Genomic DNA, 12,841 nt, shown 5'->3' with positions numbered 1-12,841 from the left:
TCAAAGCTCCCTCTATTTTACTGTTGTTAACCATGGGTAAGTTAGAAAATCCGCTTGCCTGTTAATTTGGATGCCGGCAGTATACCGGCCTTAGCGATTCCGGTCATCTGATCTCCGTCGACATCCACTTCAAATTTCAGATTTAATCGCATGGGTTTCGTGATACGAAGCGACCAGATAAGATTGTTACCTTGAATTAATGGGGTTATAAACTCGACCACCTCATCCCCTTGTGTGGCCTTTCCTTGGATGGTCCCGTTACTTATGGAGATAGAGAGCCTGACCTCCAGTTTCCCAACAGGTGTAGCGATTGTCGCATCCCAATCCCCGTTGAAATCCGATTCCTCGGTTTTTTTATGTCCTTGGTGTAAGTCATCTCCACTTTATTCGCTTCGATGTTCGTGTCTTCGTCGGGCACTTCGATATGAGAGCTAGGCACGATTCCCTCTTCCCGCCATACCGTTCCTTTCCGTTCATATTCGAACAGCTGCTCTATCTCAAGTGCGATGCGCGGCCCAAGCTCTCGTTCCACCAGATACAGGGCTACATCGAGTCCTGAAGTAACACCGCCGCCAGTAACGAGGTTGCCGTCGTCCACTAAGCGTGCCCGGACGGGAACGGCACCGGTTGCTCCAAGTGCACCCATGCCCATATGATGCGTTACTGCTGGTCTGCTCTCCAAAAGCCCTCCCATGGCCAGCAACAGAGAACCGCCGCAAACGGTGGCGACAATGATGTCTTTTTGCTCAAGTGCCTGACCAATCATTCCAGTCAATTCTGTATTCATGGCCCGTGACAGAATGACAGGGGGAGAATCAGGACCCTCTCTTTTCACGTCACCCGACGCACCGGGTACGAGAATGATGCCCGGTTGTTCCGGGTTCAGTCTGCCGCTCGCTTCAATTTTTAACCCTTTAGTGCCGCTAGCGACGGATCTGGGCCCTTCGGCCGTGACGATTTCTACGCTTACCGCGTTTTCAGCATACATTTCAGCAGCGCAAAAAACCTCATATGGCGCAAGAGCGTCCAGAAGATCGAAGCCATCAAATAACACGATTTGAACCGATAACATGGATAAACCCCCTAGTATTTAAAGTCAGTGCTTTAATCCTCCACTGCGAATCGTCCTACAAAAAATCATAACAAATGAATATCTCAAACAAAGCTGAACAAAGGTAACAAAAGAATAAACATTACATAACAAAACATGAAATTACGCTTGTTCTTTTTAAAAAAATGATAGACTAGGCTCAAAGGTGGGATATTCATGATCGAAGAGCTTACGATACTGGTAGTAGACGATGACCCAAGTATTGTCGAACTATTGAAGGACTTCTTAGTATTTGAAAATTTCAAAGTAATAACTGCTTTCGATGCCACTCAAGCATGGGCCTCATTTAAACAAAGTTCCATCCATTGTATTGTTCTTGACATCATGATGCCGGGACAGAACGGATTGGAGTTATGCCGCCGGATTCGGGCGGAGAGTAACGTTCCGATCCTCTTCTTAAGTGCACGCAGTGATGATGTGGACAAGATTCGTGGGCTGACACTCGGCGGTGATGATTATATCGTCAAGACTGCTTCACCCGGTGAGATCGTAGCCCGAATAAAGGCTGTATTGCGACGTTCTGCTTCTCAACAGCAAATGGAGGACAGAATCTTGGATTTTGGTCACATTAAGCTAAATCTATCTTCAAGGGAAGTTACGGTAGATGGGAAAAATGTAGAGCTCACGCCTAGGGAATACGAGCTATTACAACTATTTCTCGAACACCCTAGACATGTATTTTCATATGAACAGCTCCTCTCAAAATTGTGGAATGGAGTGGGCGATAGGCATACCATTCGGGTGCATCTCGGTCGTCTGCGTGAAAAAATCGAATCCGATCCGAATCACCCTCAATACCTGGTCAACATATGGGGAATCGGGTATCGCTTTGAGGGAGGATAATATGAGAACGCTTCGAATTCGTTCGTTTATAATACTGATCTTTTTCTTACTTCTGATAATACCGTGGATCTTCTTTGTCTCAGCTCACTTCATGGAGACAGGAACACTCAGCTTCACAAAAGAAGGTCCGCGTGATGAAATTATGAGTGAAAATTTGAACAAGATCATACAACTGATCGAAAGCAACACGGACAAGTGGCGGGACCCGAGTTGGCAAAATCGATTAGATACCCAACTGCAGCAAACTCAGATGGAGGCGGTTATTATATCCGCTTCAGATCAGGAAATTTATCGGTCTAATAAAGAGAAGCGCAGCAGGTTGTCCTCAACCGAACGGTTCTCCGTCATAGAAGACGGCAGGTTACTTGGAAATGCCTTCATTTATATGCCGAAATCAAATACAACACTAATCATTTCGATAATAGCTGGACTATTACTCGCTTTCTTTATTATCGGAGTTGAAATGCGAAGATTCCTGATGAAACCTCTTGAAAAAATGAGTTTTGCAGCTAGACAAGTTGCCGCAGGTGATTGGGAGATGGAGTTGCCTCCATCCAGAATCACCGAAATCTCGGAGGTACGCGATGGTTTCAAAGTGATGGTAGGAGGACTTCGAGCATCTTTTCAGAAACAAGCGGAATTAGAGGAAGAACGCCGATTCGTAATCACAGCAATCGCGCATGATTTACGAACCCCGTTGTTCGCCTTACGAGGTTACTTGGATGGCCTGGAGCAAGGCATCGCCCAATCTCCAGAACAAATAGCCAAATATATAGCCGTATGTAAAGAGAAATCGGCGCAATTGGATCGGTTAGTAGAAGACCTTTTCACATTTTCAAAGATGGAGCATGTGGAGATGAAACTCCACAACCAGACAATAGATCTAAAAGTCATCATTCAGAAGTCAATTGATAACCTAAGTCCTTTGGCCCAGCAAAAGCACATCTCAATTTCGAGCCATACGTCAGACGACTGCTTCATTAAAGGCGACATTCATTTGTTAGAGCGTGCGATGAACAATTTGTTGGATAATGCCGTCAGATACACACCCGCCTATGGCGAAATTATTGTTCAATGTCATAAAGCTGATAACAAGATCGGATTTACGATACATGATACTGGCCCAGGTTTCTCCTTGGAAGAACTCCAGCGAATTTTTGAACCACTATATCGAGGCGAAACATCCAGGAATCGTTCAACCGGAGGCAGCGGATTAGGGCTAACCATATCTCAAAAAATTATAAGGCTGCATGGAGGCGAACTTTCCGCAGATAACCATTCGGAAGGAGGGGCACTGCTAACAGGTTGGATACCTGTAATTTCATAATCCCCCTCAATCCAAATAGACTATTGCATGTCTTTCACTAAAATTTATTAAATATTATATCGATGTTAATCACTCATACCCGTCTTGTAAGTAATGATTGTTCCGATAGCACAAAAAAAGCCGCTTAATAAGCGACTTTAATGTAGTATTTAGTATTTAATTATTTGCTGCTGATAGGTTGACCTATAAAAGCTTGAACATTTAGCGGGGCTGTCAAGTATTGTGGAGCTTTAGCTACGAATGCCTGAAAGTGGCTGCTCGCATTGTGAGCCTCTACTGCTTCTTGATCTTTCCACTGTTCGACCATGAGGTATGTGTCATCCTTACCAGTATCCTTCAAGAGCTTATACGACACATTTCCAGATTCCGCACGGGAGGACTCAATAAGCTCTTGTACGGACTCCAAAAATTCTGCTTCAACTTCACGATTTACTTGCATTTCTGCATGAATAATAATCATGCCCATAACCTCACTTCCACTCCGCAATACGGTCAATTGGAAGACGAGTTGTTCTACGTGCTTCTTTAGCAGCTTTACCTACAGAAATGAGCATAACCGGTACATAACGTTCCTTCTCCATACCAAATGCTTCTGCAATTCGTGTTTTCTCAAATCCACCAATTGGGTTTGTATCGTATCCACGGGCACGAGCAGAAAGCATTAGTTGCATGGATACCAAGCCGCTATCAATAAGAATCATTTCGCGAAAAGCTTGCGCTGGTATACGTTCAAAAAGATCGGTGTAGTTAGCCATCATTTGATCTTTAATCTCTTGCGGTAAATACCCTTTTTCCACAGCAGAACCCATAATTTCGTCAGCATATTCAAATGCGTTCATATCAGCGAACACTGCAATGACTGCAGAAGAAGTTGTAACTTGTGTTTTGTTACGTGGTGCAAGCTCTTCAAGTGTCGATTTACCTTCTGGGCTATCAACGACAAGAAATCTCCATGGCTGAAGATTAACGGAAGATGGTGCTAAAGTCGCTTCTTCCAAAATTTCAGTCATTTCCTCACGGCTGATTTTAACCGTTGGATCGTACACACGCACAGAGCGCCGTGAAGTAATAATTTCTTTAAAATCATTGTTTAAGGATGTTACAGTCATGTTATTCTCTCCTAATCTCTATAGTTAATTGGTTTTACTTGGTTCGGTCATTTGTTGAATCTGGCTGTTCAGCTTTCGTAAAGCTTGAATAAACCCAAGGCGTTCTGATTCCGAGAGGTCTGCCTGCAGTTCCTCCAGAAATCGATCTTTCTCCGCTTGAAACTTTGCTACTTTACTTTTGCCTTCTTCGGTTAGCTGAACTAGCGTAATCCGATTGTCGCTCTCACACCTAGTTCGTAGAAGAATTCCTTCCGCTTCCAACTGCTGAACATGACGGGTCACCGCAGCTGGATCAATAGACACTGCCTTCTGCAGGTCCGACTGGCTAATTTGGCCACCCGTCAGTTTACAGAGCAGTTCGAGCCGATTGGGACTAACTCCAGCACATCTTTCAAACCGGGTCGCAATATGCTTGTTTAAATGCATTAGCAAGTACAACAGATCATCTTTAAGACATGTAGAGATGATAAAGACCTCCTCAAATTCATTGACCCGTCAAAGGTTGATGGGTCAATGATAAATCTTTATTTAAAAAAAATCAAGTCTAAATTATTTGCTGCCTCTTATTACAGCAGCAGCCGATCAACTGACAGCTGCTACTGTTGTGGCATATTAGGCTGTCATTTATTTGATTACACTAGATCACTTTGTTCATCTATGCACTTCAAAAATAATCTCATTGTCTACATTAAGTTTATAAAAATAATCAGTTAATGTTTGGCGTTTCTCATCGTCTATATCATATTCAATGTCTATTCGAGTACTCACTTTTAAAGATTCTGCAGTTTCATTGGTTAATATAATTGTAATAAGCTTAGTCCCTTGACTTATACTCACTATCCCTCCATATTTAGATCTATCTTGATTATTAATTGTAATATGGATTTGATTTAATAGTTGATTGTCATCTAGATATAATGACTTCTGAAGTAACAGATAATCATTGGTCTCAAACTCGTCATCTGCAAAACCAATGATCAGCGTTTCATCTTCAATCCCAAAATATATAAATGATGCTTTTAATAGAGTATTCATAACATATCACCAATTTCTGCAGAGTTTAGTACTTCAAAAAAAGTTATTAACGGAACGTTGCGACTGGCTTACATAAAACCTTTATGAATAAAGTTAGCTGATATTGGTTTAATGCCCATTTCCCTCACCCATATAGACAGTTGACCTATATGATGGATCTCATGAGCAATGATATGTCTCAATACTTCCCCTTTATATAACTCATCTTCCATCCATTCGACTTTTACCTTATTGTATTCCATATCATCCGTCCAACTGTCCAAATATTTCTGAACAATAAGGCGATATTCATTAGACAAGCCCTTGACTAATTCTAGAGTTTTATAATCTTCATAATCGGGATCCATTACTACATTTCCTGATATTCCATCAATCCAACTGTACTCCACATCTACAATATGAAATAAAGTCTTCAAAATACTTCCTGCTCCACCTATTCGAGTACGAAGTAGTTCTTCTTCAGGGATTTTGTTACATAAATCAAACCATTCATCCCGAATTCTCCAGTTATATTGAAAGAGTTTTATCATATTCTATTTCTCCATTTTTTATTAGATTGAGGTCATCAATTCAGCTAAGAAATACAAGTTTTTGTCCTTCTCGGCTAAATATCACGAAGCAGCGAAGTATCCAACTCGGCTCTTCCCAGATAACCGCTGCAGATGACAGGGCGGTTAATGATCTCACACAGTTTTTTACGATCTGTAATATCCTCTTGGCTCCATGTTTCAAACGAATCGAACTCAGTCTTAGAAATTTGATGGTACTCCGGGGAGTCAGTTATCCCTGTTAGGACCTCATACGCATAAATATGGTCGCCAAACATTCCTACAGATTGGTATCCACCTGTTTTCAGGCGGATATAATCGGTGTATCTCATAGTCAGCACTCTTCCTTTCATTGATTTCATGGTAGCTTTCGTTTCGGCTTCTTTGGGAGCAAAGGCTTCCATGCCAGCAGATGGCCAGCTTCTCCACAAGCTTGATTGACCTGATCGAGATATGTTGGCTCCACTTCCCATAGCCAGTGCTCGTCCCCAAGATTCGTTAACTTGCCACGTTCTTTACTACTTCTAATCCATTCCACTAGCTTTAGCCCATCAATTTCGATCTGCAAGTGCTGACTGTTCACCAGGTTACATGGGTAAACCATCCGGAGCTTTTCCCCTGAATACCGCCCCTTCCCCTTATACATGCCGGGCGTCTCTTTCTTAAATGCAAAACCGTTCTCGTATGGTAACAATGTTACCCCGTTATTTCCTGCCGCATATTGATGCGCACGAGTCATTTTTTCAGCGGAATACATAATCCCATAAGAAAAGCGGGGAAATCGCTTTGCTAAATCTGCAAGCCACGATGTCAAAGGGGCATACACCTCATCAATTGAAATTTCGCAAACTGCGGAAAGATGCGGAAAGCTTCCATAATCCCCGGTTTCTCGGCTGAATGCTGCATACCAGGGTACCGCTCCCTTTCGCTCATGGTAAAGCCAGAACGCATCGCAAGCTCCGGTTAACACATTCTCTTTTAAACTGTCGAGAGGAATATCGAACAGTTCGTGATCCCCTTCGTGATCTCCATTGCTTAAAAATTTGTAATACGTTGCGGCGTTCACGCTGACACAGATCGCATCAAAAAAGGACAATCCGATGTTTAAAGCCTCAGGCGCGTTAATATTCTCCGTATCATAAATTGCGATTCCCGTGATCAAGACAATCACCTCCTATTTTTCGCTATAGTAAAACGTTATATAATATGTATTTGTAATAGCTCATGAGATAAAAATTGCTTATTGTTTTATAACAACTTTTGTGAATTATATTCTTTTAATTTAGTTTCAATGTACTCCCAAGCACTTGATAAATCCTTGAATACCCATCCAATTTCATCTATTCCTTCAGTACTCACTATCCCTAGTATGAGGGTTCTAATAGCTTCCTCAGATTTATCCCCAACAATTATTGCAATCGGAAATGGTCTATCTCTGTACTTGTAGCTGCCAACATAAAATACATCTTCTAGTTGATCTCCCCACTCATAAAACAATTCACTTAAATCTATAATGAGTCCCCCTGGATTCCAAGCTTCTAAAACTGCCTCACCCATGGCTCTCATAAAAATCGCGTCTGAATTACCTGCTGAACCAAAACCATACTCCCCAATAAACTTAAGAATCATGATTTTGAGAAAATTCACTTCATTAGACTTACCAATATGAACTTCATAATTAATTTCACTCAATTCTTCTAACTTTTTTTGAACTGTAGATATATTCATGTGCTCCTCCGATCTTTTTTGCCTAAAAAAGTTTATTTACATTAAATAACACAAACATAAGTTATCTCTTATAGTCAGGCTGTTCCAGCGCTATAGGATTTGGATTGCTGAGTACCCAGTGCACTGCCAGTTCGCACAGTCTCGCAGGTTCATGACTACCATTTCCGTTGTGAAGATCTTTCGTTAAAGTTACTGCCTCCTGTAGCGCGGCGGGATTTAATGACGTACCTTGGTTAAAGTAATGTATTAAACTATTGAGCATTTTGCGATATTGATTATCCCAGTTGATCCCACCATTATCTAGAATTTCGTATGATACTTTACCAGTAATACGTATAACCTCACCCTGTACGGTTTTCGCATGGCCTTTTGAAGGTATGAGTAAACTCCAGAGTTCATTATGCTGCGCCTGCCATCCCTCAGTTGATACAGTTATTGAAGAGGTGCCGTCGTGCGTCTTTCGCTTCTCTATTGGGGAGACATCAAATAGCTCATATAGGCGTAGAAGCGCCTCATCGGTTTTATGCAAATATTCTTTATTAAAGCCTTCTCTATGAAATTCAAAATCTTTTCCGATTCGCTTAATAGAGTCTTTCATTTCTGGTGTTACAGTTGTTCCAGCGTTAAGCAAAATATCAGCAATTGGCGCCATATTCACAATATCCGCGTTTCTGCACACTGCCAAAGCTTTTTCTAATGGAGTCTGTTTCATGTTGTTTTCTGCGCTGATATTTGCACCTCTAGTTACCAACGTGTGAACCGCATCTGGTTTAAATGAACCTGTAGCGGCAAATAAAGGTGTCTCATTTTGATAATCAATGGCTTCTATATCGGCACCCAAATCAAGCAGCAATTCCGTATTACCACACCAACTAATTGCATGCTGATGTAGAGCCGTTCTTCCGTAATTGTCCCTTGCATTTATATCAGCACCTTGTTCCACGAGCCAGCGAACCAATTCATTTGGTATTTCAAAAAAACTCAAGGCTGTTGATTTACTGAAACCACCGCGAGCATCTAATTCACAATGGGTAAATACTTCTTTTAATGCTGATATGTCGCCTACATTAATGAGTTCATCAAAATTTTTAGGTAAAGTTTTTTTCTTTCTGCCCATATGTACTTTCTCTCCTTAAGTCAGAGTTTAAAGTTACCCTCTACTATTCAGTTTTGCATAACGCTTCCAGCCTTTTGGCCCGCTTATACGCTTCATGTAAAAATTGCTTAGGCATTAAACTCGTATAATCCCAATTCATAACCTCTATAGAAATCGGGCCTGGATAATTCACTTCTACTATTCTTCGCATGATTGTAGACCAATCAAGCGTACCGTCAAAGGGCAATCCATGCTGGGCATAACTCCCATTGTCATCATGCAAATGTACTGCCATCAACCTAGAACCGTACAAGGATAATAAGTCTTTGTCTGGATAATAACGATAATGGTGTCCAGAGTCGTAACAAAATCCAATATGAAGAGAATCTACTTGCTCCAGCATATATGCCAAATTGGTAAGATTCCATAAATTCTCCAGTGCAACATTAACATTAAGCTGTTCAGCTCTGTCAGCAATTCTCTTGATCCTATCCAGTCCCAATGCATTATGTAGATGGTCTTCATCCGGTAGATGCACCACCATTGTCGGAATCTCAAAATTGGCACAATCTTCAATGCACTTCAAATAGCAGTCAGTTAAGGCTTCACCATTCAAATTGTCCAGCCAAAGGTCATGTTGATTTTGGATAGGCGCATGGATGTTTTCTATAAATAGGCCCGCTTCCCGCGCAATTTGCGGTCCGTTTCGGTAATACCCCCGGCCAAAGTCTTCACTCCACCATAACAAAACACCATCAAATCCGGCTTCTTTTATTAACTTATAACGTTCTCCAATCGGCAATTCATAACCAAACCAATCATAAATGCTAATCATTAAGATACCCCCTCCAAACTTTGTAGCGCGTGCCGAGTTAGCCTATCAGAATCGCACCTTATACGAATACTATCCAATCTATTATTATTCAAAGCATCACCTTCTTGGTTATAAAGTGTCTTCATACTTCGCGCCGATTTCATATGACATCAATTTTACGAACCACTAGAACAATTCCATATGTAGAATATTCGCGAAATTATTTGAGCTATCCTGCCCGTTAGTTTAAGGAACGGCAGTCTTCAGCTGGAGACTTACCCTCAACGCAAAAATAAAAAGCCGCGATTTTCGCGACTTCTTAAGAGCTACTACCGGACTAGTCTTCTAGTGCAATTTCGATACGTGCAAGGACACCAGCTGGATTATCTCCGCTTCTGTTTGCATTTGAAGGGAAGTTAAAAGCAGCGATTACAATATCATTTGTTCCTCTCCGGAGGAAACGTCTAATATTAAACGATCTTCCCGGATTAAAGAATGAAACATTGCCCTGCGGATTGTCGATAACTACCGACCGTCCATTTATTAAAACAATGGCAAAGTTATCAACGGCCAGGAATAAGCTAGCACTTTCAATATCGTCTCTAATCGTAAATCTTCTGGCGACCACAGCAGCAGGGCCGTTAGGATCATTTCTTCCCCAAACGTATGATTCACCTGCTTGCGGCGCTACCCATGCTGGATTACGCTCGATTTCGAGTGCATTTACCCAACTTCGATTCGTACTTATTCTCCTGGTTCTTTGATTAACAACAACCGGTATTTGTGCATTCAATGATCTTTGTGCGGCAATCATCATTCTCATTGCCTTCGCAACGCTACTCGAATGGATTCCGTAATGTCTTCTAGGTGCTTGTACTTTTTTGACCGTATGATTCGCCTTTTTTATAACTGTTCTTTTATGCATTTTACAATCCCTCCTTTTTTATTAACAAATCTTTAACATATATATGAGACCATCGATTTATTGGATATGGACAAATGAATATTCAAATCACTCAATTTCCTCAAATGAAAACAGACCTCCGTAAAAACGGAGATCTGTCTCACATTTTGCTTTTTAAATTTCTTTAAAGTTTCTTCAAGTAATTACACCACAAATCTCTCAATTGCAACCGCAACTCCATCATTATCATTTGAATCGGTTACGTGGGTTGCACAATTCTTTAGTTCATTTATCGCATTTCCCATCGCAACTGGAAATCCGGACATGTGGAATAAACCTAAGTCGTTATAATCATCCCCAAATACCATTACATTTTCTGATTTTACTCCAATATCATTTAACACCCATTGCACCGCTTGTTCCTTTGAGGCTGATTTATGCGTGATTTGGACCAATACTCCTTCATCTGTTGCGATCACGTTCACATGGTCACCGAATTGCTCGCATATATCCTTCCATATGCTGCAACCTAGAACCAATATTTTGGTCGGTGAAAGTGAACTAATATAATCTTCATCAACAACCTGGGGTCTCGGATCATTCGGGCGAATACCTAATTGAGCGCATTGGGAGTCGTGAATTGGTCTAAAGGTATACCATGAATCATTAACCTCGTATGAGACTATCGATTGAGGTACTCGTAACTCGATAAATTTGTTTATCTCTCGGTTAATCTCTATAGGGATACTAATGTGCCGCTCATTTTGCTTAGATTTGCATGTAACTAAAGCACCGTTGTAATAAACCATGTAGTCTACAAAAGGGAACTTCTCCAAAAATTGATTTGCCGCTCTAGGCGGCCGCGCCGTGGCAACAATAATATGAATTCCAGCATCAAAACATCTTTTAACAGCCTGATAATTCCTAGAAGATACCGATTTATCACTACCGAGCAAAGTTCCGTCCAAATCTAGTACAATCGCCTGAATATTCGACATCTGTATCCTCCCACAAAATAAACTAAATTGGAAAAATAATACTACCCAGGAAGGGACGCTTTTCCTAAAATGCACATCAAATAAATACTAGTTATAGTAAACCTGCCGTTTCCATACTCTATTATTTTTCATTTACTACTAGTAAATTATATATTTGATTGGAGTGAAGTGGGAATGAATTTCAAATGTAATCTTAAGGTTTCATTTCTAACATGGAATATTTATCAAGGTTTTAATGTCGCGCCACTGTTTGACCCAGCTCTAACTCCAGAGTTGGTCCCTGAAGTTGTAACGCAAATTTTCAGGCAATTTCTTGCGACGAATTTTTCTGTTCGTGCCAAGGCAATTGCCAAACTGATCGCTTCGGAAGAACCTGATCTTATCAGTTTACAAGAAGCCGTGCGTGTAAGACTAATTATTCCAACCTTCAGAACCGTAACTTATGATTTTATAGAGATATTATTAAATGCGTTAGAGGAACAAGGCTTGAAGTACGAGATTGCGGCTCGTAATAATAATGCAGCGGCAGAACTTCCTGACAGTAACGGAAATTTGGTTCAATTTTTGGAAAGGGATGCAATCCTGGTTCGTAAAGGCCATAAAATGGACGTAATAAGAAAGAAAGAAGCTAATTTCAACACAAATCTAATGGTACCTATAGCCGGACAACCTTTTACAATACTTCGTGGATGGTCATCTATTATTGTGAAAATTGATAGACAATATTTCAGAATGATTAATACCCGTTTAGATCCAACTGCTGAAGACATACGTAATGCCCAGGCAATTGAAATTCTTCAAGGACCTGCAAATACACATTTACCCGTGATTATTACAGGAGATTTGAATGCCATCCCTAATAGTTCAACTTATAATTTGTTTATGAATGCAGGCTTTCAAGATGTATGGTCTCAAGTTGGTAATGGACCGGGATTTACCCATGAACAGAATCCTGATCTTTTAAATGCAGTTTCTCTACTGAGCGAAAGATTCGATTATGTTTTATTTAAAAACGGCTGGGAACCAATTGAAGCAGAACTAGTTGGGGAATCACAGAAAAACCGAACAAAAACAGGGCTTTGGCCATCTGATCACGCGGGAGTATCAGCAAGTTTATTGTTGTAGAACCATCATGCCTAAGATGACTTTTTGTGATGAATCTCTGCGTGATTGATCTTCAACCCTGTCCGTGAACTTTATAAGCTATCAGTTCATGTCTTGTTTTTCGGTAAAGAACCCAAGTTCATGTCATTGTGTTTGGACAAGAACTTGGGCTCTTTAACAATAAAACGCAGTGACTTTTTCAAGAAAAATATCAATCGTCTATA

15 protein-coding genes and 1 pseudogene are annotated in these 12,841 nt (G+C 40.8%); 3 read left to right on the top strand and 13 right to left on the bottom strand.

Translation table 11 applies throughout. From position 1 onward, the window contains the following. Window positions 1–41: 41 nt before the first annotated feature. Window positions 42–1,072, bottom strand: a pseudogene (locus tag ACFQV5_RS00480) (DJ-1/PfpI family protein). A 195-nt stretch (window positions 1,073–1,267) separates the two neighbouring features. Here ACFQV5_RS00480 and ACFQV5_RS00475 point away from each other — a divergent pair. Together ACFQV5_RS00475 and ACFQV5_RS00470 are read left to right on the top strand one after the other, a co-directional pair. Continuing rightward, window positions 1,268–1,954 carry a response regulator transcription factor gene (locus ACFQV5_RS00475; protein WP_379242495.1) on the top strand — a complete coding sequence of 229 codons (687 nt, stop codon included), beginning with the start codon at window positions 1,268–1,270 and terminating at the stop codon, window positions 1,952–1,954. A gap of 1 nt (window position 1,955) precedes the next feature. After that, window positions 1,956–3,281: a sensor histidine kinase gene (locus ACFQV5_RS00470; protein ID WP_379242493.1), complete on the top strand. Its 1,326-nt coding sequence runs from the start codon at window positions 1,956–1,958 to the stop codon at window positions 3,279–3,281. A gap of 160 nt (window positions 3,282–3,441) precedes the next feature. Here ACFQV5_RS00470 and ACFQV5_RS00465 read toward each other — a convergent pair whose 3' ends face one another. From ACFQV5_RS00465 to ACFQV5_RS00410, 12 genes are all read right to left on the bottom strand, one after another. Then, a complete protein-coding gene (locus ACFQV5_RS00465; protein WP_379242491.1) occupies window positions 3,442–3,741 on the bottom strand; it encodes a putative quinol monooxygenase in 300 nt (99 codons plus the stop codon). A gap of 10 nt (window positions 3,742–3,751) precedes the next feature. Further along, complete coding sequence (locus ACFQV5_RS00460) at window positions 3,752–4,390, bottom strand: nitroreductase family protein (protein ID WP_379242489.1); 639 nt, start codon at window positions 4,388–4,390, stop codon at window positions 3,752–3,754. Window positions 4,391–4,414: 24 nt separating this feature from the next. Then, window positions 4,415–4,828: a MarR family winged helix-turn-helix transcriptional regulator gene (locus ACFQV5_RS00455; protein ID WP_379242487.1), complete on the bottom strand. Its 414-nt coding sequence runs from the start codon at window positions 4,826–4,828 to the stop codon at window positions 4,415–4,417. A 213-nt stretch (window positions 4,829–5,041) separates the two neighbouring features. Next, window positions 5,042–5,425 (bottom strand): Imm10 family immunity protein, encoded by a 384-nt coding sequence (locus tag ACFQV5_RS00450; protein WP_379242485.1) that lies wholly within the window; start codon window positions 5,423–5,425, stop codon window positions 5,042–5,044. 68 nt (window positions 5,426–5,493) lie between these two features. Beyond that, the gene (locus ACFQV5_RS00445) at window positions 5,494–5,955 is read right to left on the bottom strand and encodes a DinB family protein (protein ID WP_379242483.1); all 462 of its coding nucleotides are present in this window, start codon (window positions 5,953–5,955) and stop codon (window positions 5,494–5,496) included. A gap of 74 nt (window positions 5,956–6,029) precedes the next feature. Continuing rightward, window positions 6,030–6,305, bottom strand: coding sequence for a hypothetical protein (locus ACFQV5_RS00440; protein ID WP_379242481.1), 276 nt, complete (start codon window positions 6,303–6,305; stop codon window positions 6,030–6,032). Between the two features lie 26 nt (window positions 6,306–6,331). Continuing rightward, window positions 6,332–7,135, bottom strand: a complete 804-nt coding sequence (locus ACFQV5_RS00435; protein WP_379242479.1) for a hypothetical protein — start codon at window positions 7,133–7,135, stop codon at window positions 6,332–6,334. A gap of 86 nt (window positions 7,136–7,221) precedes the next feature. Continuing rightward, the gene (locus tag ACFQV5_RS00430; RefSeq protein WP_379242477.1) at window positions 7,222–7,701 is read right to left on the bottom strand and encodes a hypothetical protein; all 480 of its coding nucleotides are present in this window, start codon (window positions 7,699–7,701) and stop codon (window positions 7,222–7,224) included. Between the two features lie 61 nt (window positions 7,702–7,762). Then, window positions 7,763–8,818, bottom strand: coding sequence for an ankyrin repeat domain-containing protein (locus ACFQV5_RS00425; protein WP_379242475.1), 1,056 nt, complete (start codon window positions 8,816–8,818; stop codon window positions 7,763–7,765). Window positions 8,819–8,861: 43 nt separating this feature from the next. Continuing rightward, entirely contained in the window at window positions 8,862–9,632 is a 771-nt protein-coding gene (locus ACFQV5_RS00420; RefSeq protein WP_379242473.1) for a sugar phosphate isomerase/epimerase family protein, read from the bottom strand. 316 nt (window positions 9,633–9,948) lie between these two features. After that, complete coding sequence (locus ACFQV5_RS00415; protein WP_379242471.1) at window positions 9,949–10,536, bottom strand: hypothetical protein; 588 nt, start codon at window positions 10,534–10,536, stop codon at window positions 9,949–9,951. A gap of 182 nt (window positions 10,537–10,718) precedes the next feature. Beyond that, window positions 10,719–11,513, bottom strand: coding sequence for a Cof-type HAD-IIB family hydrolase (locus ACFQV5_RS00410; protein WP_379242469.1), 795 nt, complete (start codon window positions 11,511–11,513; stop codon window positions 10,719–10,721). Between the two features lie 174 nt (window positions 11,514–11,687). On the opposite strand from ACFQV5_RS00410, the gene ACFQV5_RS00405 reads away from it, so the two are divergent. Further along, window positions 11,688–12,638 carry an endonuclease/exonuclease/phosphatase family protein gene (locus ACFQV5_RS00405; protein ID WP_379242467.1) on the top strand — a complete coding sequence of 317 codons (951 nt, stop codon included), beginning with the start codon at window positions 11,688–11,690 and terminating at the stop codon, window positions 12,636–12,638. The last annotated feature ends 203 nt before the right edge of the window (window positions 12,639–12,841 follow it).

Origin of the sequence: Paenibacillus sp. GCM10028914, from assembly GCF_042666275.1 — a bacterium.
Taxonomy (GTDB): domain Bacteria; phylum Bacillota; class Bacilli; order Paenibacillales; family Paenibacillaceae; genus Paenibacillus_AQ.
This window is presented reverse-complemented; position numbering and strand designations above follow the sequence as displayed.